This is a genomic window from Microbacterium sp. VKM Ac-2870, from assembly GCF_015350795.1.
GTDB lineage: Bacteria > Actinomycetota > Actinomycetes > Actinomycetales > Microbacteriaceae > Microbacterium.
The window spans coordinates 1-21642 of sequence record NZ_JADKSH010000007.1; the positions used below are offsets into that span (position 1 = coordinate 1).

The following is a 21642-nucleotide window of genomic DNA, read 5'->3' on the forward strand; positions in this document are numbered from 1 at the left end:
TTCGACACCCCAGCCGATAGGCTCCAAGCACTGTTGCGCTGACGGGTTGAGTTCACCCTCGCAGCCTTGAGGATCTCATTCGCCTTCCGTAGCTCGGCGTTCTCTTTCCGCAGCCGCTTGATCTCCGCCGCCACCTCCGTTGTCACGCCCGGCTGGGCGCCCGCATCGACTTCCGCCTGCCGCTGCCACAGTCGCAGCGTCTCCGGGCTCATCCCCAACAAGCCCGCCACATGCCGCGCCGCGCTCATCATCGTCGGGTGCGACGGCCGCGTCTCCGCAAGCATCCTGAGCGCCCGCTCACGCATCTCCGGCGAACACCTCCTGTTCATCGAGCTCCATCCTTGCTTGAAGAACGGAACGAAAGTCAGGCCGATTCACTACAGGTAGCCTGCTCGATGTCAGCGGCGGTACTACGCTCAGCCCGAGAACTTCGCAGATTAGAAGCGTCTCAGAGCTCGCCCCACGATCCGGTTCCAGCACGACGCTGCGCGATATCGGTCATCCTGACGCCTCGCCTTCGGTATAGGTTCACGCTAAGCGCCGAACCCGCCCTACCCGTCGAACGGAGGCGCGCCTCCTCTGACTTCACGTCAAACACGTTGAGTGTTCGGATCATTATCGACTGCATCAAACATGCCGCGAACTCGCGCACAGATACTCGCAGTTCTCGTCGCGTTCCTCACCGGCAACCTAATCGCCGGCGCCATCGCACGGTCGGTAGTGACAGTCAGCCGGATAGACCGAGGATCGTCCGCGGAGTCGACATATAAATACGTAACGGTGTAGCCCGGAAAGGCTGGTTCCTCCATCCAACAAGACACGAAGATACCGGGGTATTGGACCCGCGTCAGGACAGCGAGTCGAGACTCCATTGCGCGCCAGCGTAAACACGAGACGCCTCTCGCGTTTTTTCCTCTATAGCACGAAACGGCTCACTTGCACCGAACGGCCACCGAAATACCCAACTGGCTCTCGACAATCGTCGGAACTCGTGGGTCAGCCCTTTGAAAGGCTTAATCGCTACGTAGCGTCGCATGTGCCGGGATATTCCCCGGTGAAGCGAAAGATGATTTCTTCTGGGATCCCGGATGAGGGCGTGGGAAAATACTCTACCTGCGGTCCTGCTGAGATCCCGACCCACGACGCGGTGATCAGGGCGCACCTGTCGCTCGAGCTCGCAATGATCCAGACGCTCCGTGCTATTCGACGTCGATCTGCCTCCACCGCTCTAGCAACGACCGATAGATGGAGTCAGCAAGTCGGGCTTCTAGACGGCGAGTAAGCTCGGACCGCACCTCTGCGTATGCGCTCATGATCCGCCTCTCGACCCGGTCCCGAGGAATCCCTTCGTCGAGGTAATCGATCAGAGCGATGAACTCCGAGAGAAGGCCAAAGTCGGAATCCGACGCCAAGGCAAGCTTTGACAGGAGCGAGGCTGTCTGTTCTGCCGTCGGGGGCGGCGACGAAGCGAGCGTACAGACGACCGCGATCCAAAGGTAGGTTCGGTCGTCGGCGACCGTCCAGCCAACATCTGCCATCGCCTCGTCAATCAGGACATCGACTTCCTCGCGGCGCAGATCTTGAGAGACCGAAGCGGAAGCCAGCAAAAGTAGGCCGGCGGACTCCGGCGACTCGCCCAACCAGTTCGCTGACGCGCTAACTACATGGTCAGCGTTCGTCCACCCCAAACGGAACCGCGAGACTGCACACAACCACTCGACGGGAACCTCTGCGTCCATGGCTTAAATCTCCTTCTGAAACGCTGGGCGCCTCCGGCCCCAGGAATCAATACTTGAGCTTGCCCTCGACTTTGCAACCGGTCTGTATGTTCTCGTACCAGTGCGCTTGTCCTACTCGGCCATCCGGGAAGCGGTGGGTGGTGCGTGCCGTCATCTTGGCCCAGTCGCCGGGTTCACCTCCATACTCGCTCGTCAACCGATCGACATCATCGATCCCTCGCCCATCTTCAGCGCCGGCCCCGGCGATCGAGCGTCCTTCTCCGGACATTCCTTCCTGGATAGCGAGGTCTTCCGAGAGACGCGCCCCCTGAGCAGCGCTCTCGGCATACTCCGCTCCGGCTTCTTCCGCTGCGAGACTTGCACCCAGTTCGGTGCCGAGAGCGGCCTCGCCTGCCACCACGCCAACATCGCCCTCGGCTCCGACCAGGCTGATGGTCAACGCAACGCCGACGATGGCGAGGCCGATCATCCCCGCCAAATCCCACGTGTCATCCCACGACCAAAGGCCCAGAGGATCGGTCCGATTGAGCGGGTCGTTGCTCGCGTAGAGGTAAGCGGCAAGGGTGGCCCTCACGAGCGGATCAACACTCACGAATAGAGCGGTCGCTGGGTCGTAGTAGCGCGCTTGGAGATAAAGGAACCCTGTTTCCGTATCGGCGTATGCGCCGGCGAACTGGATGGGTGTCGCGGTGCCGGAGTGTGTACTGACGGATCCCCACGCGGAGTATGAGTAGGAGCCGGTGACGGTGCCTGCCTGGTTCATCAGCTCAGTCGTGGAACCGTGAGCGTCAGCGAAGTAGTAAGTCGGGCTGGATCCGCCTGAGGCGAACTGCTCGAAGGGTGTTCCGGTGGGTCCGTAAACGTAGTTGGTCGTTCCGTCGCTGAGCAGCTCAGGGACCTTCCCGCGAGCATCCCACGTGAACGTCGCCGTGCTTCCCGACGCTGTCTTCGTTGCTCTGAGCCCATCGCCGTTATACGTGTAGGTGGCTGCGGTGGCGCCGGTTAGCGAGGTGAGTTCACCTGCAGCATTGTACGAGTACGTGGTCGCAGCGGTCCCGAAGGGTGCTTTGCGTGTGCGGTCGCCGTTCGTGTCGTACGAGTAGGTCGTCGCGCTGGCTGGTGCCGTCGTGCATGAGGGGGAGGAGACCGCGCTCGTGGTGCTCCAGCAGAGCCTGCCTGCCGGGTCGAAGGTCTGCGTTGCGGCGCCGAGTTTCGTCGGGTTTCCGACGTTGTCATACGCATAGCTCGTGGCAGTGGATCCGACTGTTGAGCTGGCCAGGTATTGGTTGGCGTTGTATCCGTAGCTCGTTGCCGAGCCGGGCGCGCCGGCCGAGGGCGTGGTTGCGTTGAGGTCGCCCGTGTTGTCGCGGCCGTAGGTGATCGTGCCGAGGGCTGTCGCTCCGCGGCTCAGTGCACTTGAGGTGGGCTGGTCGGCGTTGTCGTAAGCGACGGTCGCAGTGTCGCCGTTGCCGTAGCTGGTTGTGGTCGGCATCCCGTCAGGCGAGTACGCGAAGGAGGTGACCGCGCCAGCGGGGTCGGTCACCCGGTCGAGTTGCTCGAGCGTGTTGAAGTGGCGAGTGACGCCCGTACTGGCGCCCGGATACACGATGGTGGTGGTGTTGCCGGCCGCGTCGTAGCTGTACTTCGTGACGGCACCAGCACCTGTCTTCACGCTGACAGGTTCTCCGAATGCGTCGTAACTGTAGGTGTTGGTTCCTGTCCCGTCAGCCATCGCGGTTCGGCGGCCGGCGGCGTCGTAGGTGTAGGAAGTTGCAGGGGTGCTGGTGCCCGAGTAGGTGATGCCTGAGAGTTGGCCGGCGTTGTCCCAGCTCTGCGTGGCGCTGTCGCCGTTCGGTTTAGTGGTGGTCTTCAGCCGTCCCAAGCCGTCGTAGGTGTAGGTGGTGTTCTTGCCGTCCTTGTCGGTCATCGTCACGACGCGTGCTTGCGCATCGTAAGCGTAGGTCGTGGTGTGACTGGCCGCGTCGGTGACCGTGTGTACGGTGCTGTCGGCGTTGTAGGCCGTCTGGGTGACGTCGGACGACGGTTGCTGAACCTTGACCGGCCGGTCGGCGGCGTCGAACGTGGTCGTGGTCGTGTGATTGTTACCGTCGGTCGTCGTGAGCTGGTTGCCGTCGGCGTCGAACGTGGCTTTCGATGTGTGGCCGAGCGCGTTGGTCGTCGTCGTCACATGGCCGTACGGGTCGTAGGAGAACGTCGTGCATCCCTTCGCGGGCGGGGTGCACCCCGGGGCGACACCGGCGGCCACCCCGACCGGTGCGACGGTGCTTGTCTTCCATCCGCGATTGGTGTCGTAGCCGTACTTCGTGACGTTGCCCTGGGCGTCGGTGGTGCTGGTCATGTCGCCGAAGGCGTCGTAGGTGTATGTCGTCGTGTAGGCGTTGGGGTCGGTGTATCCCGTGACGTTTCCGGGGTGTGCGGGGTCAGAGTATGCGTAGCTGGTTGAGCGCGCATACGAGGGGTTAAGCACGTCGTTCGCAGAATCCGCGCTCTGCCCCAGAAGCGTCACGAGGACCTTCGTGGGCTTCGCAGCAGCGTTGTATGTGGTGATCGTCTGGAGACCCGTCGGGTCCGCTCGTTGGATGACGTTGCCGGCGGCGTCGTACTGAGTCGCGGTGGTGCGGCCGAGTCCGTCGCTGGAAGAGATCTGGTGACCGGCGTCGTCGTACGAGAACGTTTGCGTTGAGCCGTCGGGGTTGGTCTGGACGGATACGCCGAGAGTGACGGGGTCGTACGCGTAGGACCATGTAGACGCCCCGGTCTGCCCGTATCCCTTCGTCATCGAGGTCAGCAGACCGTTCTGGTAGGTGTAGAGGGTCTTGTGGCCGACCGGGTCAGTCACAAGAGTCTGCCCCGCGCTGAGTCCAGCGGAGGAGTTAGGTCCGTACGTGAAAGTCGTCACGTCCCCGACCGGATCGGTTTGGGTGAGAACCCGCTCAGATGTGTCGTACGTCATGGATGTGACCGGCGTCGGGGATGCGGTCTTGCCGTAGTTCGCGGGTGACCGCTGCGAGCTCATCAGGTTGGCGGACGTGTACTGATACTGCGTGTGGTCCTGATCGCCGTTCGTTCCGCCTGTGCGGGTGGTGCCAACGCCGTACACGTCGGTGAGGTCGCCGGCGGTGTTGTAGACGTAGTCGACTTCCTGTGCTGCGGGTGAGACGACCTTCGTGATGTGGCTGCCTGTCCACGTGAACGTGTAGGCGCGCCCGGCGGGATCTGTCACGGTGTGCAGGTGCCCTGAGGAGTCGTATGCGAGGGTCGTCGCGTACGGGGTCGACGCTGCGCGTCCGGCCGGGTCGCTGATCTGCTGCAGCCGCCCAGTCGTCACGTCAAATGTGAACTGGTCCGTCGAGTGGCGTGTGAACACGTACGTGGACCCGGACTTGACGAGGGTGGCGTCGAACCGTGGTGCGGACGGCGTGTAGTGGCCACTGCTGTCGACGGTGAAGGGCACCGTGGAGCCGTCTTCCTGGTGCACCGTGACGCTGCCGCCTGACCCGGTGGTGGCGCTCATGCCGTAGTTGAAGGACCATCCCCTCCCGAGCGGCCCATTGAGCGCAGAGGCTCCTGAAGGGCCGGATGGGTCCGCGAGCGATGAGCTGTACGTGCGAGTGAAGGTCAGCGCTTCGCCGAGCCCCGGTGTGTTCAAATCGGTGAGGGACTCACCGAAGTAGCCCGTAGCGGTGTCGACGGGGTCGCCCTCAGTCCGACGGACGCAGCCGCAGTTCACCCACGCGGGGTTCGACCCCTTCGGCGCGTCCTGAATTCCCGGGGGCCCACCGATGGGCTGGCCGGGAGTGCCGCCTTGCGGAACGAACGCGATCGCGTCGAACGCAACGTCATACTCACCAGCGGCCATCGAACTGGCGTTGCTGAGCTGAACGTTGCCGCCGTTCTGCATCGCGAAGGTGCCGATCGTCACCCATTGCTCGGACTCCCAGTCCTGGTTCACACGCATCTTCCACGGGGACGCTGAGCCGCCCGGGTTGATCGTGTAGACGACGTCGGTCGCGGTGGCGCCGGACTGCGGGATGTGGATCTTGACCTTGTAGTACTGCAGGCTCGGCAGGTTCGGCGTCCACGTGCCCGTGTTGATGAGGCTGGTCGAGCTGGCCGGCTCAGTGTGGGTGAAGAGAATATGCCCACCGAAGCCGGACCCGAGCTGGTGCGTGTCGATGTTGCCGACCGGGTCACCCGAACTGTTCGTTCCCGGGCTATAGCTGAAGCTGCCTCCGTTGCTCCAGTTCATCCCGGCACAGCCCTGCCGATTCTGCGTGGGGTCTGCGAGGTCGTCAACGATGATCGACCCGGATGGAACTTTCGACGTGTCTTGATTGCAGGTGGGTGGGTACGGGTCGGTGTAACTTGGCTCCGTCGATCCGGCGCCATCCTCGTAGGCCGCTGTCGCGCACGTCGAGCTGCAGTTACTCACCCACGTGACGGGCTGATGCCACCAGCATTCGGAGTCACTCAGGTTGCAGTAGCCACCGGCAGCGTTCGAAGGGTCGCAGTGATTGTCGCCCGAGCACATGCTGTTGACACCGGGGATCTGTAGCCAGCTGTTGCCACCGTGGTAGTCGGGGGTGTCGTAGGCGATGTATCCGTAGCGGATCAGGGGCGAGCCCATCCACCCCATGATTCGTTCTTGATACGGCCAGCTGGAGGGATGAGCAGCGTCGCCATATGTGTTCTTGAGGTACGGCGCGCGCGACGGGTCATAGTCCGGGTTGCGCGGATTGTTCGACCAGCCGAGTCCCCACGTTCCGTCGGGTCCCGCGCAGGTCGGGCTCGGCGTGCACCCGGAGGTGTTGCCGAACGCGGCTGTCGGCTGCACGCCGGTGTTGTACGCCCACGCGGCGAAGTACCAGTTCTCGAGGTAGCGCGGGTCGCCACCGTTCGCGGTGATACCCGCGTCGTAGAGCTGGTTCCACGTCGACTGGAGGATGTTCAGCCCGGCGGCGATGTTCTCCTCGTAGTCGACGGCGACTTTCATCTGTCCATGGTGCGAGATGGAGGTGTCATCTGCGTGCATGCCGGTCGTGACCTGTGCGACTCCGTAGCCGCAGTCCGCGTCGGGGTAGTCGATAGTGTCGATCGAATCCCCCGCGCCGTAGTAGTCGGCAATGAGTGGATCTCCCGCAAGACCGGGCAACGCGTGCCACGATGCCTGATTGAAGTTGGACTCCTGCGCTTCGATCGCGACCATCACCGACCGCGGCACCGTCGCCCAGTTATCCGACGACGGATGTTCGAGCGCGATCGGCGAGAAGTCGTCACTCGGCGAGTACGAGACGAGCCCCATGCTCGCAAAGTTCGCAGGGCGAGCATACGCAGAACCCGAGAGAAGCCCCTGCTCAGCCATCTGCGTCGCCCAGTCGACCTGCGCATTAGAAGGCTGCATCGCTTGCAACGTGGGTTGCAAGCGTGGGATAGAGCACGTCGGCGTGCTCGCGCCGGAGGAGACAGCAGGATGAATGTAGGACGCGGTTGCCACAGAGACAGTCGAGGGTCCGACCTGGACGAACGCCGAACGCTTCACCTCCTTTGGCGCTGGCTGCGTAGACGCGTCGGACGGGCCGCCCGCACCAGGGAGCGCTGGACCCGTGGAACTGTCGCCCGAGGTCGGATCAGTTTGGACGGTCGTGTCCTTCGCATCGCTCGCTCCAGACACCTGAACGAGCGGCGGAGACACCTGCTGCGAAAGATCCGCCTGCGTCGTCGCGTTGTCAGGCTTCGTCGGTGGTGCGCCGGGACGGGGACCGAACGCGGCGGCGCCGTCCAGGGTGACGTTGTCGGCGCCAGCGGGCAGTTTCGACGCATCGACGCTGGTGACTCCCGTCGCGTCCGGGACACCGATGGCGATGTTGTGTCCGTTAGCGCCAAGGAACAGCTTCGCCCCAGCTGCGGAATCGCCGCCGTCCTTCGTCGCCTGACCACCCTTCTCGTGAAGCAGCTGCACGTGACCGTCATTGCCAGCACTGAGCAAGTCGATGCCGCCGTCCGCTGCAGGCCGCAGATCAAACGCTGCCCCACCTGCCGAGGAAAGGGCCGATGACTTCGCGGGCGCGTCGAGGCTGCCCTCTCCGGGCAGCGTCACAAGCGAGGTGCCTTCGGCCCCGACCATGCCGTCCCCCGCAGGGATGACACTCGTCACCTGCCCGGCCACAACGGACTGCACCGTCTGTTTGCCCGATGAAAGGTCATAGCGGGTGGCAACGGTCGTAGCCTCGTTCGATCCCGGGTTGCTGGTGAAGACCGCAGAGTCATCGAGTCCGCACTGCGGCGAGTGGTACTTGAGCCCAACACCGGAGCCCAGAGCCGTTACCGAGCCTGAGCGAAGATCCACGCCGTAGGCGTAGGCCCCGTGATCGCGTGCCGTGTTCAGATTGATAGCCGTCCCGGGAAGGACCGCAACAGCCGCAAAGTTGCCGTCCGCCGTCACACACTGATACCCGTACCAGGATCCCGGGGACATGTCTGCGGGCCGCAGCACCGCGATGTCCTGCCACACAAAACCAGTCGACGCAGACGTCACGCGCAGGTGATAGCCGTCGGCTGCGCCCTGCCCATCCACCGCAACGCTCGTACCGGTGGGAGACGCCGATCCGTCCGCCTCCGGGCGAGGCGCCGCCTGCGCGGCAGCGAGCGGCGGGACACCGAGCCCTGACAACGCCAATGAAAGAGCGATGACGGCCGAAACCGGAAAGCGAATAGGCACGCCACTCCTTCAATGCTAAAAACGAAACACGCGTTCCGACGACAGCGGCCAACTCGGAACAGTAGAAATTCACGAAGAAAACAGCCGCCCGAAGCGGCCTAATTTATCCGCACATGGTTCGACGGCGGCGCGCCACGAGGAAGAACCGTAGTGAACTACCAGTCGCCAAGCTAGCCCTGCGAGCGGTTCGCGGCTAGGCGGGCGGCTGAACTTTGCAATAGAGAGACCTATGAAATAGCTGAAGACAACCAATCCATAGATAAGGCAAACATTGCCGACAGATAGAAACGGCCCATCGACCTGCATTGAAATCGTCGTAGTATCCAAAAGTCACTATTGCTGCATCGCCTATTGTCGCTAACGTCCCGCCATGACCAATGAAATGGGCCGCCGCGGGTTTCTTATCGGAGGTGTCGCTGCCGCCATCGGCACTGGACTCTTCTTGGCCGAACCCGGCGCAAGTGCGAGCGCGGCGACGCAATCGTCGGCGCTCCCAAAACCAGTTAGTGCTGCAGCGAGCAAGGGCTTCACCGACCTCGCAGGGGTGAGAACGGAGTACTCAGCGGCAGTGAAGAGCTGGCCACTCGCGCTGCCCGCAGGCTATAGCCTCCCAACGGCGTCACAGCTCCAGGATCCAGCGGACGGACCGGCCCAGTGGGAACGCGGCAGCGGGCTCGCGGAGGCGTACGGGTACTGGTTCACGCTGACAGCCGTGGCCGCCGTGGCCGCATCGCGCCGGGGAGACCTCTCAGCGAGCCAGGTTCACCTCGACACCTTGGTCAGCGCACAATCGTCGACGATCGCTCGATCCGTGATCGATGACCCGGACGGGCTCGTCATCCGGGAGGTCATCACCCCCGCACGCAACCAGCAAGACTTCTCGAAGCTCAGCTCAGCATTCGGCCTCGACCGACTCGACCCCACATCGCCCGTGGCGCGGATTGCTCGCGCTGCTGGCGACCTCTGATGCAGGCAAGACGGACAGCTCTGCGTATGCACCGCCGTGACGAGCGGAGACCGACGCTGCCCTCATTCACCTCGCTCCGCCGCCGAGCGTTCGTCGCGGTGGCAACTGGCGCACTGCTGCTGGCGCTCACGGGATGCACAGGTTCCACTCCTGGGGGCGCGGCGATCGAAACAACTCCGGGAACGGTAAGCGCAACGACGCCGACGATGACACCATCGCCGTCGCCGACAGTGAGCGCCAGTGACCAGGCGGCTGCAGAGGCTGATGCGAAGTCTCGGGCGTCCTACCTCGCGTTGTCCGAGGACGCACGAGATCAACGTTGCCGCTATGTCAGCGACGCGTGGGATGCCCTCAACACCCAGAACGATCGGGAAGCAGCGCTTAGCCTCCTCGACAAGGCGGAAGCCATCTGGGCTGATCCGGTGCTCGCGCCAGAACGCGACAAGACTCTCAGCACCTATATCGAGATTGAGATGGGACGGTGCGGACGGTGAATGGGGCGCCGGTTCGATCGTCAGCGACCGCGACGCGGGAGAGGGGTCTGCCGATACACACGGGAACCCGACTGCTGTTCCCGGAAGCAGAGCCCGGCTGGTACCACCGCGAAAGTCATGTCGCGGAATACCAACAGACACTCAAACACCTGCCTCTCGAGCTTCCCCGGGGAACCGTCCTACCTACGGAACCGCCCGCCTCGGAGCTCGGGACGCTCTACCAGCGGGGGGCTGGCGAGGTTGCTGCCCTGTTCGCGTGGTTGCGCGCCATCGAGCGTGAGGCGCTTCGCGCGCACTCGGCTGGACGAGATCTCGACGCACGGCATTGGGTAAAGGTCGCCGCCCAGTTCACCGATACCGACACGTACGCCAAGTTCAACGACCACTCCGCGCCGATCAGCTGGCACGTGGCAGTCATCGAACCAGCACTGCAGGGAGACTTCGCTCCTATGGCGGCCGACGTCGACCAGCTTGTTCACTAACACGGCACTCATTGATTGGAAGACCATGGGCAACTACTACAGCGTTTCTGGCGACATGCCCGCTCCGGCAAACGGACAGCCCGGGCAGGGAAACCTCCGCCAGTACAGCACCTTCCGTTACACGCTCGGCGGCCCCGCCAGCTTGACTGTCAACACCATCAATGCTGCCCTCGCTGACGGGACCATCATTTCTTCGCAGGATCTGAACTGGGCAGGGATGCGTGCCGGACTTCGAAATACAGACGGCAATCAGATCACACCCTCGGCGCAGTGGGGCTACGGCGTGAGGGGGAACGTGCCCTTCGGGAACGTGAATGGATATGTCGCAATCAACGCGCGAGTCATCACAAACAAGTACGCGATGTACCCGAACTACATCTGGTCGGGCACGCTCTATCTCGGGCTATGACACTCATTCACATCGAGGGCGTCCGCGATCGCCGGAACCGTCCCGCGCGAAGCCGTTACGCGCCGCCTCCGGCCGTCGCATGCGCCGATCGTATCGGTGAGACGCCCACCCCCGCCCGGATGCTCTAGCCTCGCCGAGAGCAAAGCAAACTGGCCCACGAGGACGTCGTCGCTGTCAGTTGCTCCCCGCCACCTTCTCCGCGAGGTTACCCATGATGTACCGGATGGTCTTCGGTCCGACCTCAGTGGCATCGGCGTTCGTGTTGGTGACGATGACAAGCAGGTCTCCTCGTCGGCCGAACCCGATGAAGTCGTCGTCCGTGTGAGGCGTGCGCGAGTTGTAGGCGACGGTGTTCTCGACCTTGACTTCGACCGGCGTGAAGACGGCCGTCCCTTCGTTCTTGGAGCACTCTTTGAGCAAGTCCACCTGCGCATCGAAGACGCTCTTGGTCTGCTCGACAGTGTCGTAGCGGATCAACGTGGCGAACTCGTCGGTGCCGTTTATACCAATCTCCTGCGTGGCAGCTTCCTTGATGGTGGCATCCACGGCTCCGGCTGTCTCGAAGGCTTTGGCACAGCTCTCGCCGTAGTCGACAGCACTCACGCTAGTGCCGCTGAGGCTGAGCCGTCCGTAGAGGTCCTCGGTCACGAGTGAAGTGGTTGCACTCCACGCGTGGTCACCATTGAGGTCGGCGTACTGCTCGGTGGTGGGCAGGAGCTCGGTGATCGGGATGCTGGGAAGCACCGACGCTTCCTCCTGGCTGGTCGTCGCCGCACAGCCCGCGAGGGACGCGGCGATGATCCCACCGGAGAGCGCGACGCGTAGCGCTTTGACGGTTGCCGATCGTCGCCTCTCGCTCGATAGAGCGCGGCAGAATGCGGTGACGTCGCCGAGCGGTCGTCGTCTGGCCAGGTCTGGTTGCGGCATGGACGGTCGCCTCTGTTCTTGTTGAGCGCTCACGAGGAGCGGCTAGTGAGTCGCGTCGTCGAGCGCGGACTGGATCTTGGCGACCATCTGGCTCAGGTCGTCAGGGTTGATTTGGTCGAGGGACGAACCGTCGCCGTAGACACCGGCAGTGACGTTGATGAGGAGGTTGCCGTATGCGAACCGGCGGACGACGGAGTGTTGGGCGGCTGACCCTTCGCCGCTACTCGCTTTCATCTCACAGAAGGCTTCGTGGCAGTCTAAGGTGAGGCTGTTCTGCTTCATCGCGGTGGCGGCCGCGGTCGTGCACGCGGTGTCGCCAGCAGCGTCGATGAGGGCTTGCTCAGCGTTGGTGGCGTCCTCGACGCCGGTGAAGGTGCGGGCGGCGGTGCGGTAGTTGACGCTGACATGCCCGTCGTAGCGTCCTGTCGAGACGCCCGTGATGCGGATGTCTTTTCGCGCGTCGGCAGCGACGGCGAGAGTGAACGCGCCAGCGACTGGGATGCACTGTTCGGAGACACGAGTAGCGGTGAAATCCGGGATCGGCGTGAGGTCGGAAGCGATATTGCCGTTGTAGATGAAGGGCGTGGTCAACATCCCCTCAAGCGATGCGAAGGCTTGCTGCACCTGCGAGTCGGTGAACACGGCGGTGCTCGCGTTGGACGCTTTTGGCGCACTGCCCGGAAGTGCGGAACACCCTGCCAGCCCGATAGCCAACGACGCCGTCACTGTACCCACTCCCACGGCGAGCCCGACGCGTCGGAGTGTCCTGCGCGATCGGCTCGACTGCAGCGGGGAGGCCACGGGCCGACGAGGTCTACTGATCTTGTTCATGAGTCCTTCTCAACGTGGGGAAATGTGCTGGCGGTGACCCGGGCTCACCATCAACTCGGCGGTGAATAGCGAGCCCGCGCCGCAAGGGAAGCTCAGCGAGTCGCAGCCCGACGCGTACGTCGAGCGAGCAACAGCGAGAGCAGTCCGAGGAGGAGCACCGCAGCCGATCCGGCGGCAAGTGCACCGGTCGCGGCGCTGTTCAGTCCCGTGTCGGGCAGGCGCGTGGTGGCGGTGCTCGTCGTGTTCGATGCGAGGGAGGTCGTGCCACCTGTCGACGCACCCGTACCGGTTCCGGTCCCAGCACTCGCGCCACTCTCAGTCCCACCCGTGCTGCCCGTGCCACCGTTGTCGACAGCGCACGGAATGCTGACCGGGTACGGGGTGCCGCTGACCGTGTCGTGTCCCTGGATTGCGAGGAAGAAGGTGGCCGCACCGCACCGGTAGGCGAAGGAGCCGCTCTGGGTGCCGGAGCCGTCGAAGTGGACACTCGTCACCGGCGCGTCGGTGACGGCGATGACGATGTCGCCAGCGCCTTCGGTGCCGGCGTCGTAGGTGATCGTGTACTGCACGGTCGGGACGTTGTCGATGAGCGCGCCACTGAAGGAGGCCGTGGCGGTCGCCGGGGTGACGGTCGGGGTGGTGTCGCATCGCTTGATCGTGAAGGAGCCCGAGATGTCTGCGGTCTCCTTGGGATCGGTGGTGCTGCTGTTCAGGTTCTCGACCGTGTAGGTGTAGGTGTGCGTGCCGGGGAGGAAGTGCAGCGAGTTGTCTCCCATGCGCTTGCCGTCGATGTAGAGCCCGGTCATCCGCTCACCCTCAGCGATGGAGCCGCTGACGTAGCCAACTTCCGAGGCTTCACCTTTCCCGTTGCCGGGAAGTTCGCAGTCGAAGTTGGGGTCGTCGTAGATCGGGCCGAAGACCACGTCGGTCTTCGGAACCCATGGCGCATCTGCAGCCGACGCCGCCGATGAGAGGGTGGCCACGGACAGGACGGACAGCGCGGCGGCTGCGACCGCGGCGTTGACGCGGCGAAGCGTTCGGGAATGGGTGGCGGGATACGAGCGGGACATGGATGGACTCCCCAGGGATAGAGGTGCATGGCCGGCGCTCCCCGCAGGCGCGTTGGTACGCGCTCCAGGAGGGGCCGGTTGGTCTTGCTACTTATCAGTAGCACATAGCACGCCCCATTGCGACTTATAAGTATGTAGACCAATAGGTAGCACCCTGGTGGCCTGGAGGGGTGGAAGGTGACCTACAGCGCACGCTCGGGCGCAACCTCCGCGCACACCGCCAGAAGCTCGGTCTCAGCCAGGAACAGTTCGCCGAACGCCTCGGCTACCACCGCACCTACGTCGGTGGCATCGAGCAGGGACTTCGCAACCTCAGCCTCCGCTCACTCGAACGCCTTGCGCTCGACCTCGAAGTTGATCCGCTCGAGCTTCTTCGAGAGAACCCGCCAGCAGCGGAGTAGACACAGGCCACAACTGGGGACACTCAACGAACCTCGTAGAGGATCTCTCCGAGCGCGGCGTGAATCCGAATAGCGCTTTCCAACGTCACTTCGATGAACTGACGCTCTCCAACGACAACGACCCAGGGTACGGTGACCTGGGCGACAGGATGCAGCGCGAGGACGGTCATCTCATCAGGCTCGAACGTGCGACCTGATGTGGCGCTGGCGTCACCGCCAGTCGCCGACTTTGGCGCGACGACGGACACCAACACCTGGCGGCTCTGGTGATACCGGTCGTCGGGGTGATCCTGGTCCTGGTGGTCTGCCTGACACCACGACGGGCAGGGTTCGGTCAGCCAGGATGGACGTTCTCTCAGCACGACGCGGCGCTCCTCTCGATCCCAGCGCACGGACTGGGCGGGAGACAGTAAGCCTGATCTCCAGGGGTTTGTCGAGGGATTAGATGACACCAGGTTTCCTGGGCGCGTCGTAGTTCTCAAACATGACAATCGAGTGACTACCGGCACACCGCGACCGCTCGTGAAGAGTGTCGCCGAGCGCGCAATCGGACCTAATTTCCACCACCGGGCGGGTACCTGACGGAGGTTGCAGGAAAACCGACTCTTGCGCACAGATAGGTGTCACCCAGTATGTTCACAGCTAACTGCAAGTTTTTTGATTGGCGTCGCTGAAAGAGCTGTGAGGCGAGCTCGCCATCGTTTTGGAGGTTAGTGGTGACTCGACGCGGGCTTCGTTGCTTAGTTGCGCTTGTCTTGACCAGCTCGCTGGTGATCATTCCCGTGGACGGAGCAATAGCCGCCGTACGGGCGCCCGAGGCTCCAGCTACATCGAACTCGGCAGAACCGTCTCCCGTTCCACCCGGGGAGATCACCGCCGAGCACGTGGAACGAGTCGCGCCGAAAGTCGAACTGGCAACGCCCGCCGAGATCAGCTATCCAGAGGGTGACTTCAGCGCCCAGGCTGAGGCGGTGCAGGCGGTGGCGCAGCCGATAACGCTCGACGCGCAGCTTCCGGGTAATCCTGGGCGCGACCTCGCAGCCGAGGTTTCTGACCTTCCGGTGGTCGATCGCGATGAGTATTCGAACACGTATGAGCGCGCCGATGGATCACGCATCAGGGAGACGATGCCAACGCCCATCAATGTGCAGGTGGGTGGCCGCTGGCAGCCCGCATCTACAAAGTTGGAGGAGAAACGGGGAAGTTGGCAAGTCAACGCACACCCGTTGCAGCCGCGGCTTTCGGTCGGCTCTGACGGGGCTCCGTCCGTCGCGGTTTCGCGAACGGGCAAGAACGTTAGCTTCAAATTCGTCGGGCTCGCAAGGAAGGCCGTCGTCGAATCCACGGATGCACCGAACGACTCGCTGAGCCTCGACAACGTTGCGGAGGGTGTCGACCTCGACTACACCATCGAGTCCTCGGGCGTGAAGGAGACACTCACACTTGAGGATAGGACCGCTGCCGGCAAGGCCGAATGGCGATGGACACTGAACTCCGACGGGCTCAAGCCCCGCGTGAGCGACTACGGGCTCGTCGACCTCCTCGACGAGACAGAGGCTGTCGTGATGCATATCCCTGCGCCCGTGGCCTGGGACTCGTCGGGGGCGGACGGCGAATCTGAGCCTGTTCTCATCAACCCGACCGTCGACGTAAAACGGAACGCGGACGGGACTTTCGACTACACACTACGGATCGATCCCGCGTGGCTGGACGCGCCTGAGCGTGTGTTCCCCGTATATGTTGACCCGACGCTTCAGACCGGACCCGACTACTTGAAGTCGTTCAAGTCGGATGGCAGCGTCTATAACAACCAGGGACACATCGGGAATACCCGCCAAGACAACCAGAACGTCTACTGGCGAACCTTCGTCCGGTTCCCATACACCGGAATCCCTGGCAATTTCCTAGGCAACACGCAAATCGGCATCGGCTACGACAATTATGGTTCGACCGGAACCTTCGGCGGGTCTGTCTGGTGGGCCGGTGGGCAGTGCTTCGCCTGCAACGCGAGCTACGTCACCTCCTACAGCCTTGGAACCGGTAGCACCTGGACCAATGATCAAGGCGTTGCTGCGCGGCTCGCGACCCAGTTTGCCGCCGGCGACTATGGCGTGTCCTTCCTAATCGTGGGCGACGAAGGCAGCTCCTACAGCCACAAGCGCATTGTCACCGCTTTCTATTCGGAGTACTGGCCGTATCCGACCGTGACGCAGTCGAGCCCAGCCAACGGCGCCACGGGCGCGAGCCTCACGCCGCTGCTCAAACTCAACGCGACAAACAGCTCGCCGTACAGCCCTGGAATGGCCTACTCCTACACCGTGTCAACAAGCCCGAATCTCTCCTCCCCGGTCTGGACGTCTGGATGGATCGGCTCGCAGGAGGCGACCGTTCCCGAAGGTAAGCTCCAGCCGGACACGACGTACTACTGGGGTGTTCGGGTCTATGACGCTCACTCCGGTTTTGCGGGGCAGTCGACTGAACGCGCGAGCGCTGGCGCATGGTCACTTAAGACCCAGAAGGTGCCGCCGACTCCGCCAAAAACCAGCGCCTCTCCGGGAGCCGAGAATCAACCGGCTTCCATCACGACCCTCACCCCGACGCTGCAAGTGGACAAAGTCCTCGACGCTGACTCCATCCCTGCTGGGGGTCAGGTGAAGTATGAGTTTAAGGTCGCCACCGGGGCGGACGGGCGGTCCGGGGCCGTGTACACATCGGGGCTTGTGTCCCCCGGAACTGACGGTAAGGTCCGGTGGGCCGTTCCGGAGGGAGTGCTCCAAGACGGCGGGGTATATTCCTGGATCGTTCAGCCACATGATGGGCTCAACAAGAACGTTTACCCCGTGTGGACGATGAAGTTCAAGGTCGACCTCCGACTTGGCGCATCGGGGCCGTCGCCCTTCGACAGGGTGGGGCCCGCCACTGTGAACCTCGCGAATGGAAACCTCGTCTTCGGGTTCACGTCGAACACCGTGTCCACACTCGGCGGTCCTATGGGTATGTCGTTTACCTACAACTCTCAAGCTGTCCGAACCGCAAATGCAGGTCTCACCGGGCAGTACTTCGACGCTCGTGACACCGCAGGCGTGGCACCGTCGAATGCAGCCGGTTTCACATTCGACGGCAAGACCCCCATGGTGACACGCACTGATGCAAACGTGAACTTCGCCTGGGGCGCTAGCTCTCCCGGCGGCGCGATACCTACTGACTACTTCCTCGGCCGCTGGACAGGATTCATCCGGTTCCCGCATCCATCTACCCGCTGGAAGCTTGGCGTCCGCAGCGACGACGGCGCTCGGTTGCGAATCGGCGACGCGGAGATCATTTCTAACTGGAACACCGGAGCGTTCCCATCGGTCGTCTGGTCAGGGGAACAAAACTACGACACCTCACAGCGAAGGCTGCTGCTTGACTACATGGAGCAAGGCGGTGACGCGTTCCTCGAACTGTGGGTTGACGACCTCAACGACTCTGAACCGGCAATGATTGTCCCGAACACGTGGTTCTCGAAGCAACGCCGGATCCTCCCCGAAGGGTGGTCCGCGTCGTCCCCCATTGCCGGCGCCGCAACGACGTGGGTGAGCGCAAGCATCACCGACACAGCGGTGACGTTGACCGATGCAACGGGCGCAACACGCACGCACCTGCGAAAGTCCTCGGGGGGGTATTCACCGCCCGCGGGGGACTACGGGACGGTCAGCCTCACATCGACGGGATTGGTTGTCTATACGGATGAAGCAGGGACGGTGCATCAATTCGACGGCTATGGCCGTATACAGTCCTCTACACCGGTGACTGACGCGATCAAGCCTGCAACGCCGCTAATCATCCGAGGCGGCGACGGCGCAGCGACATCGATCGTCGACCCCGTTTCAAAGGACGGATCCACATACTCACGCAGCATCCAGTTCGTGTACCAAAACACGTATACGAATCCCAGTAACGCTACATGCGTGGGTCCGGCGCCGAGCTACGAGCCAGCGCCTGTCGGCATGCTTTGCAAGATCATCTACCCCGACGGCACCGTGACCACGCTGAACTACTACCAGGAAGTGCTCTGGATGGTTGACGATCCTCGCAGCGGGCGCACGTGGTTCGGTTATACCGACGGACTACTCACCTCTGTCATCGATAACGTCGCGGATCAATACAAGTGGGCTTATCCCAGCGGCGGAGCATTCCACCAGCAGCCCGAACTCCGCGTGAACTACACGTCCGACCGGAAGGTTTCGTCAGTCTCCCTGCCCAGCCCAAACGGCATCGACAACGGAATGAAGAAGACATACACCTACCAGTCCGCGTCCAGAACGCTCATCAGCATCGCGGGTGTGAGCGGTGCTACGAGCGCTGTCGACTTCGACAGCAAATGGCGGAAGACCAAGGAAACGTCCCCGATGGGCGTGTGGACCAAGCAGGAGTGGGACGGAAGTAAGGACCTCGTTCACTGGACGGACACTTCGACCGGGCTAAGGACCTCGACCCTCTATGACCCAGTCACCGACAGACCGACAACCACGTGGGGGCCCGCAGCCATCACCTGCTTCCCTTACGGTGAGACGCCTATTGGCGGATGCGGCGCGGCAAGTACGACGACCTCATATGACCAGAGCATGATCGGGCTGCATGCCGCCTACTATGCGAACAGGACCCTTTCGGGTCAGCCTTCGGCCTTCTCCCTAGGACTTCCGGGGATCACCGATGGAACAGTCAACGGGGTCTGGTCCGGCTCACCAACGTCCGGTGTGCCCGCAGATCTGTTCTCCATCCGCCTTACCGGCCTCATCACGTTCCCACAGTCGGGGACGTACACGCTGAAGACCACCAGCGACGATGGCGTGCGCGTCTGGCTCGACGACGCTCTCGCGATCGACCGCTGGACCGACGGAGCCGGTGATGCGAGTTCTCAACCGATCTCGGTGTCAGCGAACACGACGCGCCGCATTCGCATCGAGTACTACGACCTCACCTCCACAGCCCAATTGCAGCTGAAGTGGAGTACGCCAACTTCAAGCGCATTCGCAATCGTGCCCGGAAGCAGCCTCCGGCCTGACTACGGCAACGTCACATCCACTACCGTCAACGATTATGCGCCCACCGGGACGAGCGGGATCGACTCTTCGCTGACCCCTTCTATAACGACGGCGACGAACTACGAGCGGCCTTGGCTGGGCCTCGCGACGTCGACGACCGTTGACCCCGGCGCGGGGAAACTGAACCTCACGACAGAGACAACTTTCGAAGCCCCCGGAGCGGGCTGGCTGCGGCGAACAACCAAGACTCTTCCGGCCGCGGCAACCAACTCATCTGCTCCAACGACCGCCAAGAGCGTTTATCAGTACTATGGCGCCCTGGAGACGGCGCCAGCCGGGGTTTGCAACGTCGGTGGTGTCCGCCAGTACGGCGCCCTGAAGTCCGCCATAAATCCCACCCAGAAGGCTAACGCTGCGAATGCTACCAACTCCCCCGTGGTGACTGAGTACGTGTACGACGTCATGGGACGGGTTGCGGGAACCAAGACAACAGGCGACACTGCCTGGTCCTGCACGACCTACGACACCCGCGGAAGGGTTGTCGAACAGACAATGGCGGGGCCGAGTGGCGTATCAAGCCAACAGGTGAGCAAGACGTACGGACCAAGCATCGCGTGGGACAACAATGGAAAGCCCCCAGGGGAAGTTATGACCATCATTGGGTCCCCGACGTCCTCCTTTCCCAACGGGGCCAAGATCACGGTAAACACCAACTTTGCCGGACAAATCGTCCGATATGAGGATGCCTGGGGAACCGTAACCGTACCGACCTACGACCCCGCCACGGGACAGACGACGACGGTTACGGTCACACCGAAGGACGCCGCTGCGGTGACAACCATCTACGCCTACGACTTGGATGGCAAAGTCAGGTCAATCATCCGTGACAACCAGACGCTGGCGGTGCCCGATTACGATGGCCTTCAACGGCTTTCATCGGTAGCCTATGCGGGCGGCTCGAGACTGAACTCCATCGCACGAGATGGCGCAGACCGCGTCACGCGGGTCGAGTGGACGTTCCCGAACGGCCCGTCCGTGACAGACGAAGCCATAAGGTCTTTTACTGGTCGTGTAATTCGCGACACAGTCGCGCGTGACAATGTGTCGAACCAGTCGACATACGGGTACGACGCTGCGGGAAGGCTGGTCACTGCCAATATCCCGGGACATAGCCTCGCCTACGAGTTCGCCGCATCCGGTGGGTGCGGTGACAATGCCGCTGCTGGCAAATCTGGCAATCGGTCACGAGTTGTGGACACACCGTCCGGCGGGACACCGACCACCACAACGTACTGCTATGACTGGGCTGACCGGCTCACGTCCAGTAGCGTCTCAAACGTCGTCTCGGGCGCGCACGAGGTTGCCAACGGCCTAGCACCTGCCGATATCACCTACGACGTAAGGGGGAATATTTCGCGGCTTGGGGGTGCGACCCAGACGGGTCGAATGAGCTTTTCGTACGACCCCGCAAACCGGCACATCTCCACAACGCACGGCAACGGGACAACTGTCAGTCTTGAGCGAGATCCCCTTGGTCGCGTCATCGGACGAACAACGACGACCGCCACAACCTCAACAACTCTGAAGTATCTGTATGCCGGAACCGATGACGCTCCGTGGGCGACCGCGATTGCGTCCTCGCTAACGCAACACGTTGGGCTTCCCGGGGGTGCGAACGTGGACATAACAGGAACCGCGCAGTCGTGGGCCTACCCCGGCATCCTCGGGCATACGCTGACTGTGGGATCGGGCAGTGAGTCTTCTGTTCTCCGGGTTCTCGACCCATTCGGCCAGAGTCCGGACAGTTCAACGGGCTCGCTTGGCACGACCAGCGCAGATGACGGCGGCATGAATGGCGAGCGGGCAGAGTGGCACCAAGCTGCGCTCAAGCTAGTTGATACCGCCGGAGACGCGGCAACCACCGAGATGGGTGCACGCGTCTACGTTCCATCGCTGGGGAGATTCCTCGGCGTCGATCCGCTGGAGGGTGGCGTCGACAACGCCTACGTGTGGCCGAACGACCCAATAAACGCGCAGGACCTCAGCGGAACAATGATGCGAGCTATTCCAAAAGTGGATCTCGCTCGAGGGTTTGGGCGGTCACCCTCGGCATCACCGTCCATCCAACGTACGGCTGCTTCTTCGGGCGGCGGCATGAACGCGCTCTCTGCGTTGCTCGCGGCACTCCGAACGTCGGTAAATGGGGTTCCCACCGCCGTGGGGCGTGGCATCGCACTTACACAGGGACTGGACTGCCAAAACGGCAGCAATGGGATAATCGTCTGCGGAGGAGCAAGTTGGGGCTATGGCGGAGGTGGGACGACCTTCGGAGAGGTATTCGTGACGCCGCTCGATACCCGTAGCGCACTGGGCCGCGGAGACCTACTAGCTCACGAACAAGCGCACTCTTGGCAGTGGGCAGCGATGACCGCGAGTGGCGGGCCCGCCTTATTTCCACTTCTGTACTACGGCAACTATCTGGTCGTCGGAGGAAACCAATGTCTCAACGTGTTCGAAGCATCGGCAAACTTCGGGTTCGGGGGATACAGATGCTGA

13 protein-coding genes are annotated in these 21642 nt (G+C 62.7%); 6 read left to right on the forward strand and 7 right to left on the reverse strand.

Annotated elements, in window-relative coordinates:
• The 3 genes from ITJ43_RS14230 to ITJ43_RS14240 all read right to left on the reverse strand — a co-directional run.
• The coding region (locus tag ITJ43_RS14230; protein WP_194584517.1) for a transposase at positions 1-329 on the reverse strand (329 nt) is incomplete at its 3' end.
• 870 nt (positions 330-1199) lie between these two features.
• Positions 1200-1739, reverse strand: coding sequence for a hypothetical protein (locus ITJ43_RS14235; RefSeq protein WP_194584518.1), 540 nt, complete (start codon positions 1737-1739; stop codon positions 1200-1202).
• A gap of 46 nt (positions 1740-1785) precedes the next feature.
• Entirely contained in the window at positions 1786-8478 is a 6693-nt protein-coding gene (locus ITJ43_RS14240) for an RHS repeat-associated core domain-containing protein (protein ID WP_194584519.1), read from the reverse strand.
• A gap of 370 nt (positions 8479-8848) precedes the next feature.
• On the opposite strand from ITJ43_RS14240, the gene ITJ43_RS14245 reads away from it, so the two are divergent.
• The 4 genes from ITJ43_RS14245 (at position 8849) to ITJ43_RS14260 (ending at position 10830) form a co-directional block, all read left to right on the forward strand.
• Positions 8849-9445 carry a hypothetical protein gene (locus ITJ43_RS14245; protein WP_194584520.1) on the forward strand — a complete coding sequence of 199 codons (597 nt, stop codon included), beginning with the start codon at positions 8849-8851 and terminating at the stop codon, positions 9443-9445.
• A 230-nt stretch (positions 9446-9675) separates the two neighbouring features.
• Complete coding sequence (locus ITJ43_RS14250) at positions 9676-9939, forward strand: hypothetical protein (protein ID WP_194584521.1); 264 nt, start codon at positions 9676-9678, stop codon at positions 9937-9939.
• Positions 9927-10421 (forward strand): hypothetical protein, encoded by a 495-nt coding sequence (locus ITJ43_RS14255; protein WP_194584522.1) that lies wholly within the window; start codon positions 9927-9929, stop codon positions 10419-10421. Before ITJ43_RS14250 ends, ITJ43_RS14255 begins: the two co-directional genes overlap by 13 nt.
• A 25-nt stretch (positions 10422-10446) precedes the next feature.
• Positions 10447-10830 carry a hypothetical protein gene (locus ITJ43_RS14260; RefSeq protein ID WP_194584523.1) on the forward strand — a complete coding sequence of 128 codons (384 nt, stop codon included), beginning with the start codon at positions 10447-10449 and terminating at the stop codon, positions 10828-10830.
• Between the two features lie 174 nt (positions 10831-11004).
• Here ITJ43_RS14260 and ITJ43_RS14265 read toward each other — a convergent pair whose 3' ends face one another.
• From ITJ43_RS14265 to ITJ43_RS14275, 3 genes are all read right to left on the reverse strand, one after another.
• Positions 11005-11757 (reverse strand): hypothetical protein, encoded by a 753-nt coding sequence (locus ITJ43_RS14265; RefSeq protein ID WP_194584524.1) that lies wholly within the window; start codon positions 11755-11757, stop codon positions 11005-11007.
• Between the two features lie 42 nt (positions 11758-11799).
• Complete coding sequence (locus tag ITJ43_RS14270; protein WP_194584525.1) at positions 11800-12399, reverse strand: hypothetical protein; 600 nt, start codon at positions 12397-12399, stop codon at positions 11800-11802.
• A gap of 281 nt (positions 12400-12680) precedes the next feature.
• Positions 12681-13658: an LPXTG cell wall anchor domain-containing protein gene (locus ITJ43_RS14275; protein WP_194584526.1), complete on the reverse strand. Its 978-nt coding sequence runs from the start codon at positions 13656-13658 to the stop codon at positions 12681-12683.
• 170 nt (positions 13659-13828) lie between these two features.
• Between ITJ43_RS14275 and ITJ43_RS14280 the strand changes: the two genes are divergently transcribed.
• Positions 13829-14059 (forward strand): helix-turn-helix domain-containing protein, encoded by a 231-nt coding sequence (locus tag ITJ43_RS14280; protein ID WP_194584527.1) that lies wholly within the window; start codon positions 13829-13831, stop codon positions 14057-14059.
• A gap of 23 nt (positions 14060-14082) precedes the next feature.
• On the opposite strand, the gene ITJ43_RS14285 is transcribed toward ITJ43_RS14280, so the two are convergent.
• Positions 14083-14421 (reverse strand): DUF6907 domain-containing protein, encoded by a 339-nt coding sequence (locus ITJ43_RS14285; RefSeq protein WP_194584528.1) that lies wholly within the window; start codon positions 14419-14421, stop codon positions 14083-14085.
• Between the two features lie 408 nt (positions 14422-14829).
• Here ITJ43_RS14285 and ITJ43_RS14290 point away from each other — a divergent pair, with 408 nt between their 5' ends.
• Positions 14830-21642, forward strand: a complete 6813-nt coding sequence (locus tag ITJ43_RS14290) for a PA14 domain-containing protein (protein ID WP_194584529.1) — start codon at positions 14830-14832, stop codon at positions 21640-21642.